Raw genomic sequence first — 26,035 nt, forward strand, 5'->3', positions numbered from 1 at the left:
GTCGGTAATGGCTGAAGTACGAAGAGTCGAAGAAAAGCGTAGGAATGAGTTGACTTTGCCCGCCCGATTAGGAAGGCGAGATAAAAGGGGCTCGCCGGTCGAACCGCAAGCCATTGACATGGCTTGTGTTCCGACGTGCCGGTCGGTCGGGGAGCGTGCCGCGCCCAAGATTTTCTCCAGAAGATTCAGGGATGTTTTCGGCACTGTGGGAGCCTGTGCAGGTTTCGAGGCCCGGCCATGACCGCTGATGACAGCGATCTTCGTATTCGGCCCGGGCGCATCCGTGGCACCCGCACACCGAAGCCCAAGAGCTTCATCAACCAGGTACTTCGTGCCGCGAAGAAGGCCGGACACACCTCGGGTCAGGCCGCGGGTGGCAGGCGTTCTGCGGTCTATGGGCGCTCGACGTTTGGCCGCGGCCGGCTAGCGTTCAGTCGCAGCCGGTTGTTCAGCCCAACGCGCCGAGTCGTTGTGAAGGCGCGCGTTGTTCGCCACAAGGGACGAGCCTTCCGCTCGGCACCACTGTCTGCACATCTCTCGTATTTGAAACGCGATGGCGTCACCCGAAGCGGCGAGAGGGCCGAGATGTTCGATGGCGGCAGCGACCGTGCTGACGGCACGGCTTTCGCAGAACGCTGCAAGGACGACCGCCATCATTTCCGGTTCATCGTCTCGCCCGAAGACGCCGGCGACATGACCGATCTCAGGGCTTTCACCCGTGACTTCGCCAGGCAGATGGAGACCGATCTCGGCACGCGGCTCGATTGGGTAGCCGTCGATCACTGGAATACGGACAACCCTCACGTCCATCTTCTCGTCCGGGGCGTCGATGAGAACGGGGCCGATCTCGTGATCTCCCGCGACTACATCAGCCGAGGCCAGCGCTCACGCGCCGAGGAACTGGTCGCCATCGAACTAGGCCCAAAGCCCGAGCATGAGATCCGCAATTCCCTGGAGGGGGAAGTCACGGCGGAGCGATGGACGCGGCTCGATCAGCAGATACGGCTGGCGGCTGATGAAACCGGCTATGTCGATCTTCGTCCCGAAAATCCCGCGAGGTCTGATCCCGAGATCCGGCGCCTGATGGTCGGCCGGCTTCAACACCTGGAGAAGATGGGCCTTGCTGCATCGGCCGTACCTGGGCGGTGGATGGTGGGACTCGAGGCCGAACGTAGGTTGCGTGACCTCGGCATGCGCGGCGACATCATCAAGACCATGCACCGCGCCTTCACCGAGCGTGGGGAAGCGCGCGGCGTCGCCGACTACGTCATCGAAGGTGGGCCGCCGACGTCCCAGATCACTGGACGACTGGTTGATCGGGGATTGCACGACGAACTGACGGGCGAGGCTTATGCCCTGATCGACGCAACGGACGGACGCGCTCACCACGTGCGCTTCAGAGGGATCGAGGCCTTCGAACATGCTCCGCGAGTCGGGGGGATCGTCGAAGTCCGACGCTTCGGTCAACCCGGCGATGCGCACCCCACCTTGGTCCTCGCGACTCGTTCCGATCTGGATCTCAGCGCGCAAGTTACGGCGAACGGGGCGACCTGGCTCGATCATCGGCTGGTCGAACGCGATCCGATGGCGCTCGCTATGGGCGGATTCGGGCGCGAAGTCCGCGCCGCCTTGGAAGCTCGTACTGAGCATCTGATCCGGGAGGGCCTGGCACGGCGACAGGGCCAGCGCATTATCCTGCAGCGCGACCTCCTGAACACGTTGCGGCGACGTGAACTGGACGTGGTGGCAGCGAAGGTCTCAGCTGACACCGGCTTGCCTTATGTGAGGGCCTCCTCCGGCGAGCATGTGGCGGGCACGTATCGCCAGCGGCTGACGCTCGCCTCGGGACGTTTCGCCATGATCGACGACGGGCTTGGCTTCCAACTCGTGCCCTGGTCGCGCGACCTCGAAAAAAGGCTCGGCCAACACGTCGCCGGCTCGGTGACGGACGGGAGCGGCATCGAATGGGGCTTTGGTCGGAAGCGCGATCTCGGCCTCTAGCTTGATCTCCCTCAATTCAATTCTGCAAAGGACTTTCGGGATGTCCGGAACCAAGATCCTCTGGGGACAATTGTTCGCTGTCGGTCTGATTGTCTTGCTCGCCATCTGGGGAGCAACCGAGTGGACGGCCTGGCGGCTGGCCTACCAGCCGGAGCTCGGGCGGCCCTGGTTCGAACTGTCGGGCTTCAAGGTCTATTACCCGCCATCCTTCTTCTGGTGGTGGTTCGTCTACGACGCCTATGCGCCGCAGGTCTTTGCCGAGGGGGCCTTCATCGCGGCGTCGGGGACCATCGTTTCGATTGCCGTGGCGATCGGCATGTCGGTCTGGCGGGCGCGTGAAGCCAAGAATGTCGTCACCTATGGGTCGGCCCGCTGGGCCGATGCGGACGAGGTTCGAGCGGCCGGACTTCTCGGTCCGGATGGCGTGGTGCTGGGCAAGCTCGACCGCGACTACCTCCGCCATGACGGACCGGAGCATGTATTGTGTTTTGCACCCACTCGATCCGGCAAAGGCGTCGGTCTTGTCGTGCCCTCGCTGTTAGCGTGGCCCGGCTCGGCCATCGTGCACGATATCAAGGGAGAGAACTGGCAACTGACCGCCGGCTTCCGCTCGCAGCGTGGCCGAGTCTTGTTGTTCGACCCGACCAACCCAAAGTCCTCAGCCTACAATCCGCTCCTCGAGGTCCGGCGCGGTGAGTGGGAGGTCCGCGACGTTCAGAACGTAGCCGACGTCCTAGTTGACCCCGAAGGCTCGCTCGACAAGCGGAATCATTGGGAGAAGACCAGTCATTCGCTCCTGGTGGGTGCAATCCTCCATGTCCTCTATGCCGAGGCAGACAAATCTTTGGCCGGCGTGGCCGCCTTTCTGTCCGACCCGAAGCGGCCAATCGAAGCCACGTTGAAGGCGATGATGACCACGCAGCACCTTGGCGAGCAGGGCGCTCATCCCGTGGTCGCCTCGACCGCGCGCGAGCTCCTCAACAAGTCGGAGAATGAACGATCCGGCGTCCTCTCGACCGCGATGTCGTTCCTGGGACTCTACCGCGATCCCGTGGTGGCCCAGGTGACCTGCCGTTGCGACTGGCGGATCGCTGATCTGATCGCCGATGGCAGCCCGACGACGCTCTACCTCGTGGTGCCGCCCTCTGATATCTCGCGGACCAAGCCGCTGATCCGCCTGGTGCTGAATCAAATCGGCCGGCGCCTGACCGAGGATTTGCATGCCCGCGACCGCCGGCATCGAGTCCTCATGATGCTTGACGAGTTTCCGGCACTTGGGCGGCTTGATTTCTTCGAGTCCGCGCTCGCCTTCATGGCTGGATACGGCATCAAGAGTTTTTTGATCGCGCAGTCGCTCAATCAGATCGAGAAGGCCTACGGGCCAAATAACGCCATCCTCGACAACTGCCACGTCCGCGTCAGCTTCGCGACGAACGATGAGCGAACCGCCAAGCGGGTATCCGACGCGCTCGGCACAGCGACCGAGATGCGGGCGATGAAAAATTATGCGGGACATCGGTTGAACCCCTGGCTGGGGCACCTCATGGTCTCGCGCCAGGAGACGGCAAGGCCCCTGCTGACCCCGGGCGAAGTCATGCAGCTTCCGCCGATGGACGAGATCGTCATGGTGGCGGGCACGCCGCCGATCCGGGCGAAGAAGGTTCGCTACTACGAGGATCGGCGGTTCACCGAACGGGTCTTGCCGCCGCCCGATCCGGCGGGGGCCGGTCGATCATCACGAACGGACGGATGGTCAACGCTTGGAACGCTGAAGCCGGCGACTGGTCCAACCGAGAGCGCCGCGGAGGGCGAGGAAGACACCGCAAACAGCGGCCTCCGCCGCGAGCCCGAGCTTCCCGATCACGTCGCGATCGCCAAGGAGACAACCGAGCTGACGCCGGTAGAAGAATTTTCCGTCGTTCTTGACGACGACGAGGATGCCGTCCGTCAGTCCCGACTTATGCGTCAGCTGATGCGCGGCGTCGCCCGTCAGGTAGCCATGGACCCGAACGACGGTTTGGAGCTTTGAGGCAGTATGCGTGACCGGATGAACGTCTATTTCCCGCCAGAGCTTTTGAAGCAGATTTCAGATCTCGCTGATCGCAAGAAGCTTTCCCGGTCTGCGATCGTGGAAGCGGCTGTTGCTTCGTTTCTGTCGCCCGACGGAGCGGAGCGGCAGGAGGCGGCGTTTGCCCGTCGCCTCGATCGGTTGTCGCGTCAGATGCAACGGCTGGAGCGTGATGTTGGTTTGACGGCAGAGGCCCTGGCCCTCTTCATCCGCTTCTGGCTAACGATCACTCCGCCCTTGCCCAACGATGCGCAGGCGGCCGCGCAGATGAAGGGCAGGGAGCGCTTTGAAGGATTTGTGGAAGCGCTCGGGCGTCGCTTGCAAAAGGGGCAAAGCTTTCTGCGCGAGGTCCCAGAAGATATCGGCCGTCAGGAACCCGCCGGCGACGCTTGATTGAGCGTCCTAACACTATCGTGCCCGCTCCTTCTTTTTCTACGCCAGCCTACGACCGCAGCAATTTAGCCGAACTGAGAAAAGCTGACCGCGCTATCGGCTCGAATGAGCCGAGAGCAAAAGGGGCCAGCATGCGATTATCAACAGTATGGCATCGAATTGTGCGCGTTTTTCTCCCCTTTGCCGCTGGGTATTATCTTTCGTATCTCTTTCGCACGATCAACGCCTTGATCGCCGGTCATCTCAGCTCGGATACCGGGATTGGGATTGCCGACCTCGGATTGCTTACGTCAGTCTATTTCTTGGTATTCGCGGCGGCTCAGATCCCCGTCGGCATCTTGTTGGACCGCTTTGGTCCGCGTCGCGTCCAGAGCGCTCTGCTTTTGCTCGCAGCAGTGGGCGCCGGACTGTTCGCGGTCTCGACCAGCTTCCTGTCGCTCTTGATCGCGCGAGCAATGATCGGACTTGGCATGGCGGCGGCGCTGACGGCCGGATTGAAGTCCATCATCCTTTGGTTTCCCAGGGAACGAGTAGCCTTGCTGAACGGCTACATGATCATGTTGGGATCACTGGGGGCAGTCACCGCCACGGCTCCGGCCGAGCACCTGCTCACTTTGATGGGCTGGCGACAGCTGTTTGAAATCCTGGCGACCGCTACCGGTGCGATGGCCATGCTCATCTATGTCGTGGTGCCTGAACGAAGCATTGTCCCATCGACAACGTCCGCCACCCTTAGCTTCGTTTTCGGCGATCGACGCTTCTGGCGAACGGCACCATTGTCGGCGGCCTGCGTTGGATCGGCCTGGTCCCTGCAAGGCTTGTGGGCATCGTCGTGGCTGATGGACGTGGAGGGCCTCGATCGTGCGAGCCTCGTTGGACAGCTGTTCATAATGTCGATCGTACTAAGCGGCGGCGCCTGGTTATTCGGTACGACGGTCCACAGCTTTAGGCGAAGGGGAGTCGGGGCGGAGATCGTATTGGCGGTAGTTGCGCTGCTGTTCATCGCAGCGCAGCTTGCCGTGATCCTGCGCGTGCCTTTGCCATCCATTTTGCTCTGGTCCGTTGTCGCAATTGTTGGAACGGCACCCGTGGTCAGCTTCGCGGTGATAGCCGACTACTATCCGCCGGAGCTTGCCGGTCGTGCCAATGGCGCCTTGAACGTACTCCACTTTGGATGGGCATTTCTGGCGCAATACGCGACAGGACTGATCCTGGAGCAATGGCCCATGAACGATGGCCACAGGTCCATCGAAGCCTATCAAGTCGCGTTCGGTTTCAGCGTAGCGCTGCAGATCTTGACGTTAGTTTGGTTCGCGCTGCCTTCGCTTCAATGTCTCTTTTGGCGGATTGGTTCATTTTATATGGTCATCGCCATATCCGACGAAGTGAAGCCAATCTTTTTGTATGAGGAGGCGGGTATGCTCATGCCCTTGGATTATGACGCGGAGTGGTGAGTAACGCCCTGCAACGCCATGCGGTAGCACTGTTTTGCGAACATCAGCTTGATCAGCGGGGCGCAGTTGGCTGCTGCGCCACTTGCTCGCCGGTGATTGTCATCGCGTGGCAATTTGAGTTTGCGCCGTGCGTTTCTGCCATCGGACGTGAGAATGTGCCCGGTCGCTTCTGGGCACACTCTCTTTGATGCTCAATCCATTTCTTCGGACAGTGACCGCGATCGCGTTTCGGGCGCGGCAACCGCGGCGATCAGGCTCACCAAGGCGAGGCCCGCGAGCCAAGCGGGAGCCGGCCAGTAATTGCCATCCGCCCATTTGACCAATGCGGTCGCGATCAGCGGGGTCAGTCCGCCGCCGAGCGCGGCTGACAATTGATAGCCCAGCGAAGCCCCGGTGTAGCGGACGCTGGTCTTGAAGAGCTCGGGGCCGAACGACCCCATGATTCCGAACAGGACACCGTTGGATATTCCTCCGATGGCCATGCCGAGGAAGATCAACGAGGTCACTTTGGTGTTGACGAGCCAGAACAGGGGGAAAGCGAACAGTATCGTGAAGATCGCAGCCGCCATGAAGACCGGCCGCCGTCCGATCCGATCGGAGAACGCGCAAACCGGCACAATGATCAGCAGCTCGGTGATTGCAAACGTCAGAACCCCGTTGAGCATCAGCTCCCTGGACAAACCGAGGTTCGTCGAGCCATAGGCGACCATGAAAGTCACATAGACGTAGAAGCCGCCGCTGGTGACGAGAAACAATCCAGCCGCGAGCAAAACCTCCCGCCACTGGGTGCGAAATGTTTCCACGAGCGGAAACGCCGCGATTGCATTGGTGCGCTTCGCCTTCGAAAAAGCTTCGCTTTCGGGCATGGAGAATCTGGCGAGCGCGCCGACCACCACCAGCACAATGCTCAGAAGGAAAGGCAGTCGCCAGCCCCAGGACGCAAATTGATCCTTACCCAGAATTGCCGTGGTTGCGGCAAAGACCAATGTCGCGATCACCAATCCGGCAGGAGATCCCAACTGGGGAAGGCTGCCGAGAAGCCCGCGCCGTGTTTGCGCCTTGCTTTCGGTCATGACCAGCACGGCACCACCCCATTCACCGCCGAGGCCAATGCCCTGGACAAGGCGAAGCAGCACGAGAAGGACGGGCGCGAATACGCCAATCGCATCGTAGTTCGGAAGACAGCCGACAAGGAGTGTCGCAACGCCAGTGAGCAGGAACGTTGCGATCAGCGTCGACTTCCGGCCGATGCGATCACCCATATGGCCGAAGATGATCGCGCCGATCGGGCGCGCGAGAAACCCGACGGCGAACGTGGCGAATGACAGCAGCGTGCCGGCCAGCGGGTCGAAGTTCGGGAAGAATTGCGAGTTGAAGATGAGCGCCGCAGCCAGGCCGTAGACCTGGAAATCGTACCATTCGATCGTGGTGCCGACCGTGGCCGCCAGGGCCGTCCGGGATAGCGTGCCGGGCCGAGCCCCGGTCGCAAGAATCGTCGTCTCCGAAATTTCCGCCATTTTTTCAGCTCCTTACGCGCTTGGCTATGCAAGCAAAGGCCTCTTGATTTCATATCGATATTAGATTATCGATAATCGAAGATCACGCGATACGACAGGAATGTCAAGAATGACGCTCTCCGACGCCCTCGCAGGCATCTCGGCAGTCAAGCTCTCAACCTCGGACCTCATCGCCGAGCAACTGCGCCGCGCCATCCTGCTAGGAACGATCACCGGCGGTGCGCAGCTCAAGCAGAACGACGTTGCCGCACGGTTCGGCGTCAGCGTTGCGCCAGTGCGCGAAGCGCTTCAGCGGCTGATTGCCGACGGGCTGGCCGTGCTGCATCCCAACCGCGGCGTGACCGTCTCTCCAATCTCGGAGCAGGACTTTCTCGAGATCGCCGAACTGCGCGGTCTGCTCGAACCGCATGCGCTCCGCCACTCGGCCCCACGCCTCACCGCGGCGGACCTGCAATATTCCGAAACTGTTCTGAACAGGGCCGCGCAGGCATCGGATCCGCTCGACCGCGCGAACCTGCATTGGGAGTTTCATCGCAGCCTCTACAAGCGGGCCGAGCGGCCGCGCCTGCTCGCGCAAATCGGGGGCCTGTACCAGGGCATCAACCGCTATCTGCTCCCGGCGTGGGCCAATTCCGGCCTCAGCGCCGACTGGGTCGACAGCCATCTCCTCATCGTCGCGAAGATTCGCGATGGCGACGTCGACGAAGCCTGCCGCTTGATCGTCGATCAGACAGACGCGTCGACCAGACGCGTACAGACGCACCTGCACCGGGACGAACTTTCCAAGGAAGAGAAGTAAATGCTCGCGTTCTCCAAATTCAAACTGCTGACGTTCGATTGCTACGGCACGCTGATCGACTGGGATTCTTCCATATCCAAACTGGTGCAGCCGTGGCTCGCGGAGATGAAGTCCCAGGTCCCCGCGGATCTCGTCGTCAGCACGTTCGCGCTCATGCAGGCCAAGCATCAACAAACGCGTCCGACGTTGCTGTATCCCGAAGTGCTGCGTCGCTCGTGGCGGGACATCGAGGAGCAGTTCGGCTGGGATGAGAACCCCGCCCGCGCGGACGAGTTCGCGCGCTCGGTGCCGTTCTGGCGTCCGTTCGCGGACACTGTCGAGAGCCTGCGATACCTGAGCCAGCACTTCGCTCTCGGCATCCTCTCGAACGTCGACAACGCCTCGCTCACGGGCACGCTCAGGATGCTGGAGGTGCCGTTCCTGTTCACGGTCACGGCGGAAGATGTGAGCTCTTACAAGCCCGGCCAGCCGCATTTCGACTCGGCCATCGCGCAAGCCGCGCGGCACGGGATCGGGAAGAGCGAAATCCTTCACACCGCGCAAAGCAAACACCACGACATCACGCCCGGAAACCGGCTTGGCCTGACCACGGTTTGGGTGAATCGCCGTCACGGGAAGAAGGGCACCGGAGCGACCCTGGCCGCCACCGCTGATCCGACCCTGACCGTCAACTCGCTCGCCGAATTGGTCGACCTGCACAAATCGGCGCAAGATGCACCGCGACCAGTCTCGCTGCCGCAATGATCATCGACAAGTTCGCGGCGCTGGCCACCGCAAGTGCGCCGGGCCAGGAGGTGCGTCAAGCAGCCGGAAACGTCGGCAATTTGATGCGTGGTGAGAAAATTCCGGGACGCCCGGTCGATTTCTCGCACGGTGACGTCGATGCCTTTCCGCCGACGCCCGGTGCATCCGACCGTTTTTCGGAGGCGCTCGCGGCCGGAGGACGACAGGCCTACACGGAGTATCGCGGTTCGGCCGACATCCGCGCCAAGCTTTCCGCAGCACTCGCCACGTTTACGGGCGCTCCAATCTCCGCCGACAATGGCACGATCGTCACGCCGGGCACGCAAGGCGCGCTGTTCTTGGCGGTCGCATCGCTAGTCGATTCCGGCGATAAGGTCGCCATCGTCGAGCCGGACTATTTCGCCAACCGCAAACTCGTCGAATTCTTCGGCGGGCATCCGGTACCGGTGACGATGAATTATTTGGGGGGCTCGGAGGACGCCGGCCTGGACCTCGCGCAACTCAAAGCCGCCTTCGAAGCGGGCGCGCGCGTCTTTCTGTTTTCGAATCCGAACAATCCGACCGGCGCCGTCTATTCAAAGCGTGAAATCGACGAGATCACCCGGCTCGCCGCCGCGTTCGATGTGACGGTCATCGCCGATCAGCTCTACTCCCGGCTTCTCTACGCGAACCAGACCTATACGCATATCCGCGCCGCCGGCCTTCCGGAGGATCGTGTCATCACCATCATGGGTCCGTCGAAGACGGAGTCGCTGAGTGGCTACAGACTCGGCATCGCGTTCGGCGCACCTGCGGTCGTCGAACGGATGGAGAAATTGCAGGCCATCGTTTCGCTGCGCGCCGCGGGCTACAATCAGGCGGTTCTTCGGACCTGGTTTCGGGAGCCGGCAGGTTGGCTAAAGGATCGAATTCAACATCATCAAGCGATCCGCGACAATCTCCTCGCAATATTTCGCGTTGGAGGTCTGGCCACCCGCGAGCCGCAGGCTGGTAGCTATCTATTTCCAACTTTACCTCCCCTCGCGGTCTCACTTGGGGAGTTCGTGCAGCTGCTGCGTCATCAAGCCGATGTGATCGTGACGGGGGGCACCGAGTTCGGGCCGTATCAACACAGCATCCGGCTAAATTTTTCCCAAGATCATGAGGCTGCAGCGTTTGCAGCGCAGCGCATCGTCAAAATGACGCATCGTTATCTGAAATGAGACGTGGTGCCATTGCATTGTCCTTCGGCGCTACGGAAGATGTCACCGGCCCGTTGCACCTCGAAATCGTCGCAGCTGCTACTGCGTAGACCTGCTGAGCGGAGGAATCGTTTTATAGTTCGAGCGTTCTGCGTCGTAGTCAATAAACCTATCAAAACAGCTTAAGCGTGATCACATGCAATTCACACGGCAACTCAGTCGATTTAGCGGATAAGACTCAGAATCGAGCGGCACCTGCACAAATTGAGCAGTCAGATATCCCTTCGCTCCGCCATTCCTGCGCTGGGGTACGATCACAGAAAGCTATTGTTGCGTTGAGCAGATTAGTGCCTTTTCTATTCATCCCCATCTGAGGGGCTCCTGGACGCCCTCAATCGGTGGGGGCGACAGTGGCAATCCATTCCATTCAAGCAGAAGCGAATTCGCGTGGTGCGCGAATGCTACGAAGCGCGCTTGGCACGGCCATTGCCGGTTACCTCGAAGATGAAGCGATCATCGAGGTCATGCTCAATCCTGATGGGCGGCTGTGGATTGACAGGCTGTCGAGTGGGCTCACCGATACAGGCGAAACTCTGTCCTCGGCGGACGGCGAGCGCATCGTTCGCCTGGTGGCACACCACGTAGGCGCGGAGGTGCATGCCGGCTCGCCGCGCGTTTCAGCCGAACTGCCTGGGACCGGCGAGCGCTTCGAAGGCCTCTTGCCTCCGGTCGTCGCCGCTCCCGCCTTTGCTATCCGCAAGCCCGCTGTCGCCGTATTTACGCTCGATGACTACGTCGCCAAGGAGATCATGACCTCGCAGCAAGCCGAGATCCTGAGGTGCGCGGTCGCCGCTCGCAAGAACATACTCGTCGCCGGCGGGACATCAACCGGCAAGACGACGTTGACGAATGCGCTCTTAGCGGAAGTCGCAAAGACTTCCGATCGGGTCGTGCTGATCGAAGATACACGCGAACTCCAGTGCAGGGCACCTAATCTTGTCGCGCTGCGGACCAAAGATGGCGTGGCCACGCTTTCGGATCTTGTCCGCTCCTCGCTGCGACTGCGCCCGGATCGTATTCCGATCGGCGAGGTCCGTGGTGCTGAAGCACTCGATTTGCTCAAGGCCTGGGGCACCGGTCACCCCGGCGGCATAGGTACTATTCATGCCGGCAGCGCGCTCGGCGCGCTGCGGCGGCTCGAGCAACTCATCCAGGAAGCCGTCATCACGGTTCCGCGTGCCCTGATCGCCGAGACCATCAACCTCGTCGCTGTCCTTGCTGGGCGCGGCGCTGACCGCCGTCTCGTCGAACTCGGCCTCGTCACGGGGCTTGGTGCCGCCGGCGACTACAGCCTTTCAGCAGCAGGAGACTGACATGCGTTTGCTATCTCGCTTTCTTGGAGGAGCCGCTTCATTGGCCGCTTCCGGCATGGTTCTTCTGGCGACGGCGCCGGCATTGGCAGCCGGTTCCAACATGCCGTGGGAGCAGCCACTCAATCAAATCCTGCAGTCGGTCGAAGGCCCCGTTGCCAAGATCATCGCCGTTATCATCATCGTTGTCACCGGGCTGACACTCGCTTTCGGCGAGTCGTCCGGTGGGTTCCGCAGGCTGATCCAGATCGTGTTTGGTCTGTCGATCGCGTTCGCGGCTTCGAGCTTCTTCCTCTCATTCTTCTCTTTCGGCGGCGGCGTAGCGATCTGATGGATGAGCAGGTTGCAGGTTTTGCCGTGCCCGTTCACCGAGCACTCACCGAACCAATCCTGATGGGTGGTGCGCCGCGCGCGGTTGCGATCGTCAACGGCACGCTTGCCGCGGCGCTTGGACTTGGACTGCGACTGTGGATCGCGGGTCTCGTGCTCTGGTTCGTCGGTCACATGGCCGCCGTCTGGGCCGCCAAGCGCGACCCCGCTTTTATCGATGTGGTGCGCCGACATTTGCGCATTCCCGGTCATCTCAACGCCTGAGGCTCACGGTCATGATGAACCTTGCCGAATACCGCCATTCCAACGCTCGTCTCGCCGACTTCCTGCCGTGGGCAGCCCTGGTCGACGAGGGCATTATCCTGAACAAGGACGGCTCATTCCAACGGACGGCAAAATTCCGCGGACCTGACCTCGACAGCGCGGTGCCGGCTGAACTTGTCGCGGTCGCCGGCCGTTTGAACAACGCACTTCGCAGGCTGGGATCAGGCTGGGCGGTATTCGTTGAGGCGCAGCGCCATTTTGCGGGTGCTTACCCGCCGAACACTTTTCCCGATGTCGCATCCGCACTGGTCGATGCCGAGCGCAGAGCTCAGTTCGAAGAGGCCGGTGCTCATTACGAGTCCAGTTACTTCCTGACTTTCCTCTATCTGCCGCCGGAGGAGGGGGCGGCCAAGGCAGAGCGATTGCTCTATGAGGGTCGCGATCGCACAGTTGGAGCCGATGCGCGCGAGGTGCTCCGCGGGTTTGCCGATCAAACCAACCGCGTGTTGCAGCTGGTCGAAGGATTCATGCCCGAATGCGCCTGGCTCGATGATCAGGACACGCTGACCTACCTGCACTCGACGATCTCGACCAAACGTCATCGCGTTCGCGTGCCGGAAATTCCCATGTACATCGATACGTTGTTGGCCGACCAACCGCTCACGGGCGGGCTCGAGCCGATGTTGGGCTCGTCCAACCTCCGGGTTCTGACAATTGTCGGTTTTCCCGGCGCGACGACACCAGGAATTCTGGACGACCTGAATCGCCTGCCATTCTCGTATCGTTGGTCGACCCGGGCGATCATGCTGGACAAGACCGATGCCACCAAGCTGCTGACCAAGATTCGTCGCCAATGGTTCGCCAAGAGAAAGTCGATTGGCGCCATCCTCAAGGAGGTCATGACCAACGAGGCGTCGACCCTGCTCGACGCCGACGCCCACAACAAGGCGCTAGATGCCGACGCCGCGCTGCAGGAACTTGGCTCGGACCAGATCGGACAAGCCTTCGTTACGGCAACCATCACCGTGTGGGACGGCGATCCCAATGTCGCCGATGAAAAGCTGCGGCTGGTCGAGAAGGTCATTCAGGGTCGCGATTTCACGTGCATGATCGAGACGGTGAACGCCGTAGAAGCCTGGCTCGGCAGTCTGCCCGGACACGTCTACGCCAATGTGCGGCAGCCCCCGGTTTCGACCCTCAACCTCGCCCACATGATTCCGATGTCGGCGGTATGGGCGGGCGAGGCGAGGGATGTGCATTTTAAAGGTCCGCCCCTCCTGTTCGGCAAGACCGAGGGATCGACACCATTCCGATTCTCGCTTCACGTCGGTGACGTCGGCCATACCTTGGTCGTGGGACCGACTGGCGCAGGTAAGTCCGTCTTGCTGGCGCTGATGGCGCTGCAGTTCCGACGCTATCCGAACGGTCAGGTCTTTGCGTTTGATTTTGGCGGTTCGATCCGAGCGGCCGCGCTCGCCATGGGTGGTGATTGGCATGATCTCGGCGGCGCTTTGTCCGACGGAGGCGATCAACCCGTCGCGCTGCAGCCGCTCGCCTGGATCGACGATCCTTCCGAGCGCGGATGGGCCACGGAATGGATCGGCGCGATCCTGGCACGGGAGAAGATCGAGATCACCCCGGAGGTCAAGGATCATCTGTGGTCGGCGCTGACGTCTCTCGCCTCGGCGCCGATGCAGGAGCGTAGCCTGACGGGCCTGTCAGTCCTGCTGCAATCGAACTCCCTAAAACGTGCCCTGCAACCCTATTGCCTGGGCGGTCCGTCCGGACGCTTGCTTGATGCCGAATTCGAGCGGCTCGGCGAAGCCTCGGTCCAGGCGTTTGAGACCGAGGGGCTGATCGGAACGAGCGCGGCCCCAGCCGTGCTAGCCTACCTGTTCCATCGTATTGGTGACCGCCTCGACGGCCGGCCGACCCTCCTGATTGTCGATGAAGGTTGGCTTGCCCTCGACGACGAGAATTTTGCTGGTCAGCTCCGGGAATGGCTGAAGACGCTTCGGAAGAAGAACGCGTCTGTTGTCTTCGCTACCCAGTCGCTTTCGGACATCGATGGCTCCGCGATCGCACCGGCGATCATCGAAAGCTGCCCAACACGCCTGTTGTTGCCGAACGAACGGGCGATCGAGCCGCAGATCACGGCGATTTACCGCCGCTTCGGCCTCAATGATCGCCAGATCGAGCTGCTGAGCCGGGCAACGCCGAAGCGGGACTACTACTGCCAATCCCGTCGCGGCAACCGGATGTTCGAACTTGGTCTTGGTGAGGTTGCGCTCGCATTTACTGCAGCCTCTTCCAAGATCGACCAGGCTGCCATCGCGCAGCTCCTCAGCGAATTTGGACCTGACGGCTTCGTGCCGGCCTGGCTCCAGCACCGTGGTGTCGCCTGGGCCGCCGACCTGATCCCCAATCTCGTCAATCTGGGGAAATCGCTATGAGGCGTATTGGCCTATTCGTGGCCGCTGGCACCATCACGCTGGTGCTTGGCGTCGCGGCGCCCGCGCGGGCGCAGTGGATCGTCTTTGATCCCAACAACTACGTCCAGAATGTCCTGACCGCTGCGCGAGAACTTCAGCAGATCAACAATCAGATCACCTCGTTGCAGAATGAGGCGCAGATGCTGATCAATCAGGCCAAGAATCTGGCAAACCTGCCGTACTCGTCGCTGCAGCAACTGCAATCATCGATCCAGCGGACCCAGCAATTGCTGGCTCAAGCCCAGCGGATTGCATACGACGTTCAGCAAATCGACCGAGCGTTCTCAACCAGCTACGCGCCGGCCACCGGGAGCCAGTCCAGCCAGGCGTTGATCACCAACGCTCAATCGCGGTGGCAGAACTCTGTTGCTGCATTGCAGGATTCACTTCGCGTCCAGGCCGGCGTGGTCGGCAACCTCGACACCAATCGCATCCAGACGTCGGCGCTCGTAACGTCGAGCCAGGGTGCCAGTGGCGCGCTGCAGGCAACCCAGGCCGGCAATCAGATCCTGGCGCTTCAGGCGCAACAGCTCGTCGATCTTACGGCTGCGGTGGCGGCGCAGGGCAGGGCGCAGAGCCTTGAAGCAGCTCAGCGCGCCTCGGCCCAGGATCAGGGGCGAGAACAGCTCAGGCGGTTCCTGACCCCCGGACAGGGCTATCAGTCCCAAGACGTGCGGATGTTCCACTGATGACCGATGTAAGAGCGTTCAAGGCGTTGTCGCTGCTTACGACAATCGGCGTATTCGCCGTCGCTGCCTGCACGATTCAGCTTCGTGGTGGAGAGGAATCTCCGCCGCCGCCCAAGGCAGAGCAGACGACAGGTGCAACGAGCTCAGACCTCGCACGCTGCCGCGGCGTCACTTCGGAGGACACGGCAGGCTATCAACGTTGCAAGCGGGTTTGGGACGAAAACCGGCGTCGCTTCTTTGGCAAGAAAGATGGTCCAGCGGTTCTTGGCCACGATGATTCCGCCGCAGGCTTGGCGCCCGCCCCAAAGGATCAGAGTCGGATACCGCAAGGATATCCGCCCCGGGCGACACCTGACGCGAGCAAGCCATGACCGGCACCGGAATCATCGACCAGTTCCTGGAAACGTTCACGCGCTATATCGACAACGGCTTCGGGCTGCTGGGTAGCGATGTCGGATATCTCGCTACGACTCTTGCGGCGATCGACATCACGCTTGCCGCGTTGTTCTGGAGTTGGGGGCCGGACGAGGATATCATCGCGCGCCTCGTCAAGAAGACGCTCTTCGTGGGCCTCTTTGCCTACCTCATCGGCAACTGGAACAGCCTGGCGCGCATTGTCTTCGAGAGCTTTGCCGGCCTTGGGCTGAAAGCGTCCGGCGCAAGCCTCTCCTCGGCGGATTTCCTACGACCGGGAAAGATCGCTCAAGTCGGCCTCGATGCCGGCCGGCCGCTGCTCGACTCAATCTCCAACCTGATGGGCTACATCAGTTTCTTCGAGAGTTTCGTCCAGATCGTCGTTCTCCTGTTCGCCTGGGTCGTGGTGCTGCTCGCCTTCTTTATTCTGGCTATCCAGCTCTTCGTCACCTTGATCGAGTTCAAGCTCACGACGCTGGCCGGCTTCGTGCTCATTCCCTTTGGCTTGTTTGGCAAGACCGCCTTCGCGGCTGAGCGCGTCCTAGGCAACGTCATATCCTCCGGAATCAAGGTCTTGGTCCTGGCCGTCATAATCGGCATTGGATCGACCCTGTTCTCGCAGTTCACCACTGGCTTTGGTGGCAATCAGCCAACCATCGAAGATGCGATGACACTGGTGCTCGCGGCGCTCTCCTTGCTGGGCCTCGGTATCTTCGGTCCGGGTATCGCAAGCGGCCTGGTGTCGGGCGGACCCCAACTCGGCGCCGGTGCCGCGATTGGAACAGGTCTCGCTGCCGGCGGCATTGCTGCGGCAGGCGCAGGTGTCGCCGCCGGCGGCGCTGGTCTCGCTGGCGGCGCAATCGCAGGTGCCGCGCGCGGTGGCGGCGCCGTCATAAGCGGAGCATCAGCTGCCTATCGAAGCGGCGGCCTTGCTGGTGTCGCGGAGGCTGGCGCTTCGGTCGCCATGAGTCCTTTGCGTCGAGCGGCGGCCGCCTTCGGAGGTGGACAAGCGGGCGAGCAGGCCGCGAGCACCTCGGCCGATGGGCAGCCTGATTGGGCGCGCCGCATGAAGCGTGCTCAGACCATTCGGCATGGTGCCTCGGCTGCTGGCCACGCCGTCCGCTCGGGCGATCATGGTGGCAGCGGCTCCTCCGTCGATTTGTCTGAAGGAGAGCGATGACACTTAGCCAGTGCGCTTTCGCCACACGCCACGCGGCAGTTCCTTTATCCCGGACGCTACACGCCTTGAAACCGATCACTTGATCCTAGGGGCAATCATCAATGTTCAAACGACCTTCCGTTCATTACGGGCGCATGCCCGAACCAGTCACTCCATATCAAAAGGCAGCGCAGGTTTGGGACCAACGCATTGGTTCGGCGCGCGTCCAAGCCAAGAACTGGCGCCTGATGGCGTTCGGCTGCCTGATGTTATCGGCCAGCCTCGCATGTGGGCTTGTTTGGCAATCGAGCCAAGGATCGATCACTCCCTGGGTGGTCGAGGTCGATCATCTCGGCCAGGCCCAAAGGGTTGCGCCAGCCAACTTCGACTACCAACCCACTGACGCGCAGATCGCCTACCACCTGGCTCGCTTCATCGAGGATGTGAGAGGGCTGCCGGCTGACGGCATCGTTCTGCGCCAGAATTGGCTTCGGGCCTATGATTTTACGACCGATCGTGGCGCCGCCGCGCTCAACGACTATGCCCGCAACAATGACCCCTTTGCCAAGCTGGGCAAGGCGCAAATCTCCGTGGACGTTTCGAGCGTCATACGCGCATCTTCAGAAAGCTTTCGAGTCGCGTGGACCCAGCGCACCTACGAAAACGGTTCGTTGAACTCGACCGAGCGTTGGACCGCGATTCTCACAGTAATGATCGAGATACCGCGCGATGCCGAACGTCTGCGCAAGAATCCCCTTGGCGTCTACGTCCGCGCCATCAACTGGTCAAAGGAGTTGAGCCAGTGACCAAGATGCCGTCTGACTTTCATTCGAAGCATCCTTTCGCGCAAAGCAGGCCCGAATCGACTCGGCCCAAGTTCGTGACCGCCAAGCGATCATGTCTTCATGCTCTCCTGCTTTGTTCGTCGATGCTTGGTGGGTGCGCGACCTACATTCCGCCAGAGATCAGCTATGATGCTGAAGTTCCTCCGTTGCCGGCGCCGCCGGTGGCTCTCGACGACAGACCACGACCACTTCACGTTCCGCCGCTCTGGAAGCCGGCTCTCGGCGGCAAGTCGGGAGGAAAGGAAGACGCTGAACCCGTGAGCCGAGTGGAGACGGCGAATAGCGCGGCCCGGGTCGAACCGCGCAAGCGAGGGTATTTCAACGCGGCGCAAATCTACGCTTACAGTCCTGGGGCACTCTATCAGATTTACGCGGCGCCCGGTCAAATCACGGATATCGCGCTCGAGGAAGGGGAGCAGTTGACGGGATCAGGGCCGATCGCGGCCGGCGACACCGTGCGCTGGGTCGTCGGAGATACCGAGAGCGGCAGCGGCGACACACGACGCGTCCATATCCTGGTCAAGCCGACCCGAGCATCGATCGAGACCAATCTGGTGGTCAATACTGACCGACGCAACTACCTGATCGAGCTCCGCTCCCGCGAACGGCCATACATGCCGTCTGTTGCCTGGTACTATCCAGAAACTGCACGCGATCGATCGCGTTCGGTCGCCCTGAAGCCCGTTCTTCCGGATCCGGCGCAGCGCATCTCCCGCTATGCCATCGAGGGGGACAGTCCTTCCTGGCGGCCGCTCGCTGCATATGACGATGGCCGCAAGGTCTACGTCGAATTCCCGCAAGGCATCGTGCAGGGCGAGATGCCACCGCTCTTCGTCATCGGTCCAGACGGCAAGACCGAACTCGTCAACTACCGCGCTTACGGCAACATATTGATCGTCGATCAGCTGTTTGCTGCTGCAGAACTCCGACTGGGCGGTGAGCACCAGCAGAGGGTCCGTATTGTCAGGACCGATGGGAGGCCGTCGTCATGAACACTCGGAATGTAAACGATCACGAGCAAGCAGTTCCGCCTGAGACACAAGGGGAGCAGTCCGAGAGCTTCCGCTTGAGAGCAGAGCATCCGCGCGTGACCCGGTTGTCGCGGAAGATCTTGGCCGGCGGGAGCGCGGTTGCCCTGCTTGTCATCGGCGGAGCGGTGCTGTGGTCGCTACAGAACAATCGCTCCCGTAGTCAAGCGATCGACGAGCTTTACAGTACCGATCATCACAATGTTGCCGACGGCATTGCGACGCTGCCGAAGGATTATGCTGGCGTTCCGCGCCAGCCCATCCCGCAACTCGGTCCGCCGCTCCCTGGGGATCTCGGTCGACCGATCCTTGCCGCTCAAGGCCAGTCGCCGACGATCGGCGGTGATCCGGAACAGCAGCGCCGAGATCAAGAAACCGAGGCAGCCCGCATCAGCCATTTGTTCGCTGCGACCAATGGACGAGAAGTGCGTCCGGCTTCCGCTTCGGCGGTTGGAAGCGACCGCGTCGTGCCGGTGAGCGCAACGAGCACCGGCGAAGATGGATCTGCGCAGAACGGCCAGGACCGCAAGCTTGCCTTCGTGAACGCCTCCGTGGACGGTCGCACCGTCAGCCCTGACCGTGTCGCCAGGCCGGCTTCACCATATATCGTGCAGGCTGGGACAGTGATTCCGGGAGCCCTGATAACCGGGATTCGATCAGACCTTCCAGGCCAAGTAACCGCGCAGGTCACTGAGAACGTTTTTGATACGCCGACTGGCCGTTTTCTGCTTGTGCCTCAGGGAGCGCGTCTAATCGGCATGTATGATAGTCAGGTCACGTTCGGCCAGTCCCGCGTTCTGTTGGTCTGGACCCGGCTGATCATGCCGAATGGACGTTCAATCGTTCTCGAGCGACAGCCCGGCGCTGACTCCGCAGGATATGCAGGCCTCGAAGACCAGGTCGACAATCACTGGGGCGAACTCTTCAAGGCAGCGGCACTATCGACGTTTCTGGCTGTCGGTACCGAGCTAGGGGCCGGCTCGGACACCAATAGCAACGACAGCGCCATCATCCAGGCACTGCGGCACGGCGCCTCGGACTCACTGAACCAGACCGGACAGCAAGTGGTTCGGCGCAGTCTCAACATCCAGCCCACGCTGACCGTGCGACCTGGTTTCCCAGTTCGCGTTCTTGTCAATCGTGACCTCATACTCGCGCCATACGGAGGATAATGGGATGCCAAAGCTCAGAATAGGAGCGCTGCCAGACGATAAGCCGGTCAAGGTCGCCACTGAACTTCCGGCATCAGTGCATCGGGATCTCGTCGCCTATGCAGAGGCCGTGGCAAGCGAAAGTGGGCAGCGCATCGATCCGGCAAAGCTGATTGCGCCCATGCTGGCGCGGTTTATGGCCACGGACCGCGGATTTGTAAAGGCGAGACGAGCCGGTCACCCCTCGAGAGCCGGCGGAAGCGAGGGATAGCGCTCTGCCAAAAGATTGAGGAAACGGTTTAGAGCTGGATTTTCATTGTCGTCGCGCCAATGCGCAAAGAAGTCCACCCGGCTAGGTCCCCTCCCGTCGTGCAATTCCCGGTACACAAGCCCAGCGAAACTTGCGCCGATATCCGATTCCATCACCAGACTGAGCCCCATGCCCATACTCGTCAGATTTTTGATAATGGCGCGGCTTACGTCGTGGCGCTCTACTGCGGGCCGGTCGTCAGGTGAGGCGAGCTTCGAAATCAGGAGATCCTCGAGCTCTCGTCCAGGATCAATCTTGCTTAGAAGTATCTTTTCGTTACGCAAATCCGCCCAATAGATGGTCTCGCACGCCGCTAAGCAGTGATCCTGAGGCAACGAGATCAAGATGCGCTCGCTCCACAGCAGTAGTGATTTGACGTCCATTGAAGCCAGACGTCCGGGGCTAACGACGACGTCGACGGTCCCGTTACGCAGCGCGGTCATCAGATGAAAGCGAGAGCGTTCCATCGTTGCCAATTCGATCTGCGGGAGCCGCTTCTTAAATTCACCTATCGTCGCTCGCAAATTGCCGGTAGACACGGACGTGTAGAAGCCAATAACAAGATGGCCAGTATCCCCGCGACCACCAGACCTCCCGGTTTCAACGAGTATGTCGACCTGTTCCAGGATCAGCCGCGCAATTCGCAAAACCGCTTGGCCAGCGATAGTGGGCTTGCTTCCTCCGCTGGAGCGCTCGAATAGTGAAGTCCCAACCAGATATTCAAGCTGACCGATGGATCGGCTCAGGACAGTGTGCTTGATCGAAAGGAAATCAGCGGCTCGTCGAAAGCTCCCGTAGTCGCTGGCAACCACAGCGAATCGAAGCTGTTGCAGGTCAATCGCGCTCGCTGCGTTCCGCCGATCGTTTCGGATCCCGGTTTCTGTCATTTTCGAAGCTCGGTAACAAACCACAAGACAGGAAGTCCCCAATCCAGGCGAGGACCTCTATCTCGTTCATTGGCAGGGATCGTTCTAGGCGGCAGCAAAGATTACTGGCGTCCAGAGAGTCGGTGTCGAAAGACCTCCGGCCTTACGGAGATTCCGGAGAACTTCGCTCGAAATCGCAAGGTAACCCGCCAAGGCCACGGTGTTGCCGATTGTGGCTGGATTGCCAATGCGTCGCAGCGGCCAACCGACCCGTCGAAGGATTCGCTCCATTCGGAGATCTGTGACAGTAACGATATCAGTGAGTTGTCGTGAGAGCCCGAACTCGACCATTCCGGCAAACAGCTCGTATGCGGCGCGAGTTATGCCGTGATTTCCTTTGGGGGCGTCGGCTGCAATGTCGATAGCGAACCTGCTGCTTTCCCATATTAGCGAAGTTGACGGCGCGGGTTGACCTTCAAGAAGCGCGGGAAAGGTGTCGCGAAGCATGGTCGGGCCAAGCGTGGGGAGCAGGCGTACGGATCCTTGCACTTGGCCGTTTTCATCCACCTGGATTAGATAGTCAGGATGCAGCGCGTCGAATTCGTCGATCTCCATGTCGCCGCTCGTCTCAACTTCCCATGCCATGCGCAGTTTGAAGACACGATGCCGCAACCGATGCATCTCAACGAGGGTGTCGGAAAGCTCTCCGTACGAAGGTGGTGTGATCAACTGGATCATAATCCCTCCAGAAGTGATGAATAGCCTTCTTTGAAGCGCGATTATCGCCTCAAATCATCACCTGTAGTTGTAGGGGGAGGGCACCCTAATTTTGCTTTTTTCTATTTGCAGCCGCCAAGTGCGTCACCGCCTGCGCGATTGTGCGAACGCCGAGCTTTTCCTTCGCATTCTCTAAGTAATACGCAACTGTGTTGCGCGAGATACCGAGAATGCAGCCGATCTCCCAAGAGCTCTTTCCTCGAGCCGCCCACTCCAAACATTCTACTTCGCGGCGCGACAGTCGAATTCCGTCGAGACCACGTTCGTTTCCGAGCTTGCGACGAACGTGAGCATGAAAATACATTGCCATGAGTTGAAGGACATGCGTGTACGAATCAATGCATTTATCGAATTGCGGCCGGCTCTCGTCAGTGGCGAAAGTCAATGCGGAGATTGGCCCATGCCCATCGTGAATCGGCACCGTGAAGCCGAACCGGATTCCGCATTGCGCGGCTTCATCGAATAGTCGCCGCTGCTCTTTTGAACTGGCTTGTGATCGGAAATCGAGTCCCCATCGAAAGGGCTCGGGGCTCTGAAGGGCTTCTCGAATGACGGGATCAATGACTTGGTATTTCTTGTCTAGATAATGGGTCGTCCATCGCGTTGGATATGTTGAGATGAGTCGAGGCTTCCTGTCTTCTTCGCTCTGGAGAGCGAGATAAGCGAAACACGATAGGTCCAAAGCCGATGCTGTTTCCGCCAGCGCGTTGGAGAAGCCTTCGGCATCTTCGGCGCTGACTATTGCATCAATGAATTGTTGGAAGACCCGATGCATATGCTTTCCCTAGACCAGTGTGCGCAGAAGCCTTGTAGGCGACTCACCGCAGCGTCGTCGCGGTGCTGCGCTTGAGGACGCCTCGCCCGCCGGACCTAAGGGAAAGGCTGCTAATATCAAGCACCACACGCCTCCGTAGCTAAAGCCGAAGGAAATTAGGCAAGACCTGGCCCGCGCCGTACGCGCCAATCACAGTGCGATCTCTCATGTGCAGCCATGGCCAATGCGTGGGATTCTGCGGCCGCGAGGACCGTCTGAGCGATAGGGTTTGCGCCGGCAGGACATGTGTAGATCAGAGGTCGCCGCGGCCAAGCAGCGCGTGCAGCGCTGCCTGCCGCATAGTGGAGAAGATCGACTCCTCGTCGAGGCCCTTCCTAAGCGTCGCAGCCGTGTTGAGCATGGAGAACACGGCCTGGGTCAGCAGTCGTGCCTCGGGTTCGGACAGGTCGGGCCGCAGCGGGATTATCACGGAAATCCACTCTTCAGCGTACAACGCCATCTCGCGCCGGATCCGTCTGTGGTCGTGTTCAGGAAGAGCGTGCTCGTTCTTGGTGAAGATCAGCGTGCTTGGTGGTCCTTTAAGGATCAACCGGATGTGCGACTCAACCATCGCTATCATGGCAGTCTTTGGGTCCTTCGTCGTCTCCGCGATCCGTTTCGCAACCTCGTGCACGATCTGCGTCGGTTCCTCCAGAACTGCAATCAGGACTGCCTGCTTGTTCTGGAAGTGGCGATACAATCCAGGACCAGTGATGCCGGCGCGCGCAGCGATCATTTCAACTGTGACCGCGTCGTATGAGTGCTGCAGGAAGAGCTCAGCAGCGACCGCGATCAACTGCTCGCGCCGCCCGCTACTGTATGCCCGCTTGATCGGTAATGGCTGAATATTCATTGAGGCGCACCGTACCACGTGGCGGGCGCGAAGCACCGCGTCATCCCGCGCGCCACCATCGTCTGTCCCGAACTCAATGAACGGATCATGTGAACGTCTCATTTTATCCCCATGTAAATCTATATTCACTTTTTTGGGCCGCCGCCAGATCGCTAGGCGAGGGGGCTGAATATTTTCCATCGCGCGCTTATCTGGAAATTTATCAATAATGGGGCTAATATCGCAAAGAACGGTCCTAGATGGTCGGCGCCGAAAGGTTGTTGACAGGACGCGATTGCTGATCATAAAGTTAGTAGAAGTTAACATTGAAGATGCAAAGGAGGCACAACGCATGCGGTTTATCTTCTTCAGCGAGGGAGAGACCCAGCCGGGACACACCCACGCGCACCGCTATCGCGAGCTCATCGACGAGGTGATTCTGGCGGAGAGAGTCGGATTCGACGCGTTCGGGTGCTCCGAACAGCATTTCGCGATCGGCACGGCTTCGACCTCCGCTCCCGAGGTGATCTACCCTTACATGATGGCGCTAACCAGTCGGATCCAGTTCATCCACCTGATCACGCCGCTTCCCAAGAAGATCAATCACGCGCTGCGCGTCGCGGAGCGGCTGGCGACCGAGGATATCCTGTCGAATGGCCGCGTCGGGCTTGCCGTCGGCCGCGGCAACACCACCCTCGCGCTGCGCGCCTTCGAGGTCGACCCCGAGGAGACCAAAGCACAGCAGATGGAGGGCATTGAGGTCATCCGCCGGGCCCTATCGAACGACATCTTCTCTTTCGTCGGCGAGCATTACAAGATTCCGCCGCGCAGCCTGACGCCCAAGCACGTGACGCTGCCCTATCCGCCGATCATGATGGCGACCTCGAGCCCGCAATCGATCACCGCCGCGGCGCACATGGGCATCGGCGCCATGATGGGCGGCGGCTATAGCGGATTCGCCTCGGTGCAGAGGTCGGCCGAGCTCTATGACAAGGAGCTGGCGAGCGCCGAGCACGTATACCCCGTGCAGGCGCAGAAGGTGGCAGTGATATCCGGCGGAATGCATTGCGCCGATACAAACGAGGAGGCGGAGCGGTGGGCGGCCACGCTGGCCCATAGCGTCGCCTTGTCCATCGACGCTTATGAGCGGCTGTCGAAGCTGTCCGCCGACTACGGATCGCTCGGCAAGATCAAGAACATCGACTTCAAGAACGAGCGCTATCTGTTCGACGAGTCGGGCAGCTTCATCGTCGGCGACGTCGAGACCTGCACCAAGCAGGTCCAGCGGTTCGTCGACATGGGCATCGACGCGCTCGCGCTGCGCATCGATGGCGTGCCGCACAAGGAGCTGATGAAGTCGATCGAGCTATTCGGCAAGTACGTCATCCCGAGGTTCAAAAACCACCGGTCGGTCGTGCGCACGTCCGACGCGATCCTTGCAGACATCCGCGCCGCCCGCCCCGCCCATTATGCCGAGCGCGAGGCCTTCGAGAACGCCAAGACGGCCGCCGGGACCGTCGATGGCGCAGTCCGTAATCATGCGGCTTCGGCCTGACGCCAATTTGAGGAACTGGAGACTGAAGATGAAAGACAAAAAATATGAAGGCTTGCTCGTAGAGATACGTCCGAGCGGTGTGGCCGTCATAACCATGAACCGGCCTGAAATCCTCAATGCCATCAATTGGCCCATGCATACCGCGTTGGAGAAGGTGTTCGTCGACCTCGATAACGACCCGGCGGTGAAGGCCATTGTGCTCACCGGCGCTGGTCGGGGCTTCTGCTCAGGGGGCGATCAGAACGCGCTTGATACCGGTGGGCATCCGATATCGCCCACGCGCTCGGGTCGACATCTGATTAGGAACATCCTCGAAGTAGAGTCCCCCGTCATCGCTGCCGTGAACGGCGTGGCGGTCGGGTTGGGCGCCACGCTCGCCCTGTTTTGCGACGTTATCTTTGCCCAGCCGAGCGCCCGTTTCGCCGATACGCATGTTACGGCCGGTGTCGTCGCCGGAGATGGCGGCGCTGTCATTTGGCCGCTTCTCCTGGGTCCGGCACGGGCCAAGCACTTTTTGATGACCGGTGACTTCATTTCGGCGGAAGACGCGGCGGCTGCAGGGATGATCAACAAGGTCGTGCCGGAAGGTACTGTTCTTGATCATGCGATCGGATACGCCGAACTGCTCGCGAGTGGTCCCCGAAACGCAATCACTTGGACCAAGTACAGCGTCAACAAGCTGATCAAGGAACAGGTGCATCTCAATCTGGACACCGCGATGGCGCTCGAGGCGCTGACCTTCAAGAGTCCCGATCGCAAAGAAGCTGTCACGGCCTTTCGAGAGAAACGCAAGCGCTTCGCGGAAGCCAAAAAGCCGGCGTGAACCCAGCGCGATGAAGCGGTGCCAAGCTCCGGTGCATGATGATAGCCCGCTGCATCGAGGCTTGGCAGGCGTTCCGCGAGAAGCAGTCGCCGCGCCCTCCCTTGACTCACAGCGAGGGCGGCTTCGCTACCCACCGCAGCAATCAGACACGAGAGACAT

The 26,035-nt window shown here is 60.6% G+C and carries 25 protein-coding genes; 20 read left to right on the plus strand and 5 right to left on the minus strand.

Annotated features, from left to right (window positions below; genetic code table 11):
- Positions 1-237 precede the first annotated feature (237 nt).
- From AC0L3X_RS18305 to AC0L3X_RS18320, 4 genes are all read left to right on the plus strand, one after another.
- Positions 238-2,001 (plus strand): relaxase/mobilization nuclease domain-containing protein, encoded by a 1,764-nt coding sequence (locus AC0L3X_RS18305; protein ID WP_473316574.1) that lies wholly within the window; start codon positions 238-240, stop codon positions 1,999-2,001.
- A gap of 40 nt (positions 2,002-2,041) precedes the next feature.
- A complete protein-coding gene (locus AC0L3X_RS18310; RefSeq protein ID WP_473316575.1) occupies positions 2,042-4,030 on the plus strand; it encodes a conjugal transfer protein TraG in 1,989 nt (662 codons plus the stop codon).
- Positions 4,031-4,036: 6 nt separating this feature from the next.
- Complete coding sequence (locus tag AC0L3X_RS18315) at positions 4,037-4,462, plus strand: CopG family transcriptional regulator (protein ID WP_473316576.1); 426 nt, start codon at positions 4,037-4,039, stop codon at positions 4,460-4,462.
- A 131-nt stretch (positions 4,463-4,593) separates the two neighbouring features.
- A complete protein-coding gene (locus AC0L3X_RS18320) occupies positions 4,594-5,916 on the plus strand; it encodes an MFS transporter (protein ID WP_473316682.1) in 1,323 nt (440 codons plus the stop codon).
- Positions 5,917-6,107: 191 nt separating this feature from the next.
- Here the strand turns inward: AC0L3X_RS18320 and AC0L3X_RS18325 are convergent, their stop codons facing one another.
- Complete coding sequence (locus tag AC0L3X_RS18325) at positions 6,108-7,433, minus strand: MFS transporter (RefSeq protein WP_473316577.1); 1,326 nt, start codon at positions 7,431-7,433, stop codon at positions 6,108-6,110.
- 109 nt (positions 7,434-7,542) lie between these two features.
- Between AC0L3X_RS18325 and AC0L3X_RS18330 the strand changes: the two genes are divergently transcribed.
- The 14 genes from AC0L3X_RS18330 (at position 7,543) to AC0L3X_RS18395 (ending at position 20,170) form a co-directional block, all read left to right on the plus strand.
- Positions 7,543-8,232, plus strand: coding sequence for a GntR family transcriptional regulator (locus tag AC0L3X_RS18330; RefSeq protein WP_473316578.1), 690 nt, complete (start codon positions 7,543-7,545; stop codon positions 8,230-8,232).
- On the plus strand, positions 8,233-8,976 hold the full coding sequence (locus tag AC0L3X_RS18335) for an HAD family hydrolase (protein ID WP_473316579.1): 744 nt from the start codon (positions 8,233-8,235) through the stop codon (positions 8,974-8,976).
- Entirely contained in the window at positions 8,973-10,178 is a 1,206-nt protein-coding gene (locus AC0L3X_RS18340; protein ID WP_473316580.1) for a pyridoxal phosphate-dependent aminotransferase, read from the plus strand. The genes AC0L3X_RS18335 and AC0L3X_RS18340 overlap by 4 nt, the downstream gene beginning before the upstream one ends.
- A 437-nt stretch (positions 10,179-10,615) precedes the next feature.
- Positions 10,616-11,530: a P-type conjugative transfer ATPase TrbB gene (trbB, locus tag AC0L3X_RS18345; protein ID WP_473316683.1), complete on the plus strand. Its 915-nt coding sequence runs from the start codon at positions 10,616-10,618 to the stop codon at positions 11,528-11,530.
- Position 11,531: 1 nt separating this feature from the next.
- Complete coding sequence (locus tag AC0L3X_RS18350) at positions 11,532-11,858, plus strand: TrbC/VirB2 family type IV secretion system protein (RefSeq protein ID WP_473316684.1); 327 nt, start codon at positions 11,532-11,534, stop codon at positions 11,856-11,858.
- A complete protein-coding gene (locus AC0L3X_RS18355) occupies positions 11,858-12,121 on the plus strand; it encodes a VirB3 family type IV secretion system protein (protein WP_473316581.1) in 264 nt (87 codons plus the stop codon). Before AC0L3X_RS18350 ends, AC0L3X_RS18355 begins: the two co-directional genes overlap by 1 nt.
- A gap of 11 nt (positions 12,122-12,132) precedes the next feature.
- Entirely contained in the window at positions 12,133-14,574 is a 2,442-nt protein-coding gene (gene trbE / locus AC0L3X_RS18360; RefSeq protein WP_473316582.1) for a conjugal transfer protein TrbE, read from the plus strand.
- Positions 14,571-15,302, plus strand: a complete 732-nt coding sequence (trbJ, locus tag AC0L3X_RS18365; protein ID WP_473316583.1) for a P-type conjugative transfer protein TrbJ — start codon at positions 14,571-14,573, stop codon at positions 15,300-15,302. The genes trbE and trbJ overlap by 4 nt, the downstream gene beginning before the upstream one ends.
- A complete protein-coding gene (trbK-alt, locus tag AC0L3X_RS18370) occupies positions 15,302-15,673 on the plus strand; it encodes a putative entry exclusion protein TrbK-alt (protein WP_473316584.1) in 372 nt (123 codons plus the stop codon). Before trbJ ends, trbK-alt begins: the two co-directional genes overlap by 1 nt.
- Positions 15,670-16,896 (plus strand): P-type conjugative transfer protein TrbL, encoded by a 1,227-nt coding sequence (trbL, locus tag AC0L3X_RS18375; RefSeq protein ID WP_473316585.1) that lies wholly within the window; start codon positions 15,670-15,672, stop codon positions 16,894-16,896. The genes trbK-alt and trbL overlap by 4 nt, the downstream gene beginning before the upstream one ends.
- A 101-nt stretch (positions 16,897-16,997) precedes the next feature.
- Complete coding sequence (gene trbF / locus AC0L3X_RS18380; RefSeq protein WP_473316586.1) at positions 16,998-17,681, plus strand: conjugal transfer protein TrbF; 684 nt, start codon at positions 16,998-17,000, stop codon at positions 17,679-17,681.
- Entirely contained in the window at positions 17,678-18,712 is a 1,035-nt protein-coding gene (gene trbG / locus AC0L3X_RS18385; RefSeq protein WP_473316587.1) for a P-type conjugative transfer protein TrbG, read from the plus strand. Before trbF ends, trbG begins: the two co-directional genes overlap by 4 nt.
- Positions 18,709-19,920 (plus strand): TraB/TrbI/VirB10 family type IV secretion system protein, encoded by a 1,212-nt coding sequence (locus AC0L3X_RS18390; protein WP_473316588.1) that lies wholly within the window; start codon positions 18,709-18,711, stop codon positions 19,918-19,920. The genes trbG and AC0L3X_RS18390 overlap by 4 nt, the downstream gene beginning before the upstream one ends.
- 4 nt (positions 19,921-19,924) lie before the next feature.
- Positions 19,925-20,170 (plus strand): DUF2274 domain-containing protein, encoded by a 246-nt coding sequence (locus AC0L3X_RS18395; protein WP_473316589.1) that lies wholly within the window; start codon positions 19,925-19,927, stop codon positions 20,168-20,170.
- Here the strand turns inward: AC0L3X_RS18395 and AC0L3X_RS18400 are convergent.
- From AC0L3X_RS18400 to AC0L3X_RS18415, 4 genes are all read right to left on the minus strand, one after another.
- On the minus strand, positions 20,137-21,096 hold the full coding sequence (locus AC0L3X_RS18400; protein ID WP_473316590.1) for a LysR family transcriptional regulator: 960 nt from the start codon (positions 21,094-21,096) through the stop codon (positions 20,137-20,139). The two genes, AC0L3X_RS18395 and AC0L3X_RS18400, sit on opposite strands and share 34 nt — an antisense overlap.
- 84 nt (positions 21,097-21,180) lie before the next feature.
- The gene (locus AC0L3X_RS18405) at positions 21,181-21,813 is read right to left on the minus strand and encodes an acyl-homoserine-lactone synthase (protein WP_092117184.1); all 633 of its coding nucleotides are present in this window, start codon (positions 21,811-21,813) and stop codon (positions 21,181-21,183) included.
- Positions 21,814-21,898: 85 nt separating this feature from the next.
- Complete coding sequence (locus AC0L3X_RS18410) at positions 21,899-22,627, minus strand: LuxR family transcriptional regulator (RefSeq protein WP_473316591.1); 729 nt, start codon at positions 22,625-22,627, stop codon at positions 21,899-21,901.
- Positions 22,628-22,919: 292 nt separating this feature from the next.
- Positions 22,920-23,519, minus strand: a complete 600-nt coding sequence (locus AC0L3X_RS18415) for a TetR/AcrR family transcriptional regulator (protein ID WP_473316592.1) — start codon at positions 23,517-23,519, stop codon at positions 22,920-22,922.
- A gap of 331 nt (positions 23,520-23,850) precedes the next feature.
- On the opposite strand from AC0L3X_RS18415, the gene AC0L3X_RS18420 reads away from it, so the two are divergent.
- Both AC0L3X_RS18420 and AC0L3X_RS18425 read left to right on the plus strand, forming a co-directional pair.
- Positions 23,851-25,053 carry an LLM class flavin-dependent oxidoreductase gene (locus tag AC0L3X_RS18420; RefSeq protein WP_473316593.1) on the plus strand — a complete coding sequence of 401 codons (1,203 nt, stop codon included), beginning with the start codon at positions 23,851-23,853 and terminating at the stop codon, positions 25,051-25,053.
- A gap of 28 nt (positions 25,054-25,081) precedes the next feature.
- On the plus strand, positions 25,082-25,876 hold the full coding sequence (locus AC0L3X_RS18425) for an enoyl-CoA hydratase/isomerase family protein (protein ID WP_473316594.1): 795 nt from the start codon (positions 25,082-25,084) through the stop codon (positions 25,874-25,876).
- The last annotated feature ends 159 nt before the right edge of the window (positions 25,877-26,035 follow it).

The sequence above is a fragment of the Bradyrhizobium sp. MI1.7 genome, assembly GCF_055811795.1.

Coding starts and splice junctions, on each gene's coding strand:
- AC0L3X_RS18305 (WP_473316574.1), top strand. CDS start 238: ATGACCGCTGATGACAGCGATCTTCGTATTCGGCCCGGGCGCATCCGT.
- AC0L3X_RS18315 (WP_473316576.1), top strand. CDS start 4,037: ATGCGTGACCGGATGAACGTCTATTTCCCGCCAGAGCTTTTGAAGCAG.
- AC0L3X_RS18410 (WP_473316591.1), bottom strand. CDS start 22,627: ATGCATCGGGTCTTCCAACAATTCATTGATGCAATAGTCAGCGCCGAA.
- AC0L3X_RS18320 (WP_473316682.1), top strand. CDS start 4,594: ATGCGATTATCAACAGTATGGCATCGAATTGTGCGCGTTTTTCTCCCC.
- AC0L3X_RS18420 (WP_473316593.1), top strand. CDS start 23,851: ATGCGGTTTATCTTCTTCAGCGAGGGAGAGACCCAGCCGGGACACACC.
- trbB (WP_473316683.1), top strand. CDS start 10,616: ATGCTACGAAGCGCGCTTGGCACGGCCATTGCCGGTTACCTCGAAGAT.
- AC0L3X_RS18350 (WP_473316684.1), top strand. CDS start 11,532: ATGCGTTTGCTATCTCGCTTTCTTGGAGGAGCCGCTTCATTGGCCGCT.
- AC0L3X_RS18405 (WP_092117184.1), bottom strand. CDS start 21,813: ATGATCCAGTTGATCACACCACCTTCGTACGGAGAGCTTTCCGACACC.
- AC0L3X_RS18415 (WP_473316592.1), bottom strand. CDS start 23,519: ATGAATATTCAGCCATTACCGATCAAGCGGGCATACAGTAGCGGGCGG.
- trbE (WP_473316582.1), top strand. CDS start 12,133: ATGATGAACCTTGCCGAATACCGCCATTCCAACGCTCGTCTCGCCGAC.
- AC0L3X_RS18355 (WP_473316581.1), top strand. CDS start 11,858: ATGGATGAGCAGGTTGCAGGTTTTGCCGTGCCCGTTCACCGAGCACTC.
- AC0L3X_RS18310 (WP_473316575.1), top strand. CDS start 2,042: ATGTCCGGAACCAAGATCCTCTGGGGACAATTGTTCGCTGTCGGTCTG.
- AC0L3X_RS18335 (WP_473316579.1), top strand. CDS start 8,233: ATGCTCGCGTTCTCCAAATTCAAACTGCTGACGTTCGATTGCTACGGC.
- trbF (WP_473316586.1), top strand. CDS start 16,998: ATGTTCAAACGACCTTCCGTTCATTACGGGCGCATGCCCGAACCAGTC.
- AC0L3X_RS18340 (WP_473316580.1), top strand. CDS start 8,973: ATGATCATCGACAAGTTCGCGGCGCTGGCCACCGCAAGTGCGCCGGGC.
- AC0L3X_RS18330 (WP_473316578.1), top strand. CDS start 7,543: ATGACGCTCTCCGACGCCCTCGCAGGCATCTCGGCAGTCAAGCTCTCA.
- trbK-alt (WP_473316584.1), top strand. CDS start 15,302: ATGACCGATGTAAGAGCGTTCAAGGCGTTGTCGCTGCTTACGACAATC.
- AC0L3X_RS18395 (WP_473316589.1), top strand. CDS start 19,925: ATGCCAAAGCTCAGAATAGGAGCGCTGCCAGACGATAAGCCGGTCAAG.
- AC0L3X_RS18400 (WP_473316590.1), bottom strand. CDS start 21,096: ATGACAGAAACCGGGATCCGAAACGATCGGCGGAACGCAGCGAGCGCG.
- trbL (WP_473316585.1), top strand. CDS start 15,670: ATGACCGGCACCGGAATCATCGACCAGTTCCTGGAAACGTTCACGCGC.
- AC0L3X_RS18325 (WP_473316577.1), bottom strand. CDS start 7,433: ATGGCGGAAATTTCGGAGACGACGATTCTTGCGACCGGGGCTCGGCCC.
- trbJ (WP_473316583.1), top strand. CDS start 14,571: ATGAGGCGTATTGGCCTATTCGTGGCCGCTGGCACCATCACGCTGGTG.
- AC0L3X_RS18425 (WP_473316594.1), top strand. CDS start 25,082: ATGAAAGACAAAAAATATGAAGGCTTGCTCGTAGAGATACGTCCGAGC.
- AC0L3X_RS18390 (WP_473316588.1), top strand. CDS start 18,709: ATGAACACTCGGAATGTAAACGATCACGAGCAAGCAGTTCCGCCTGAG.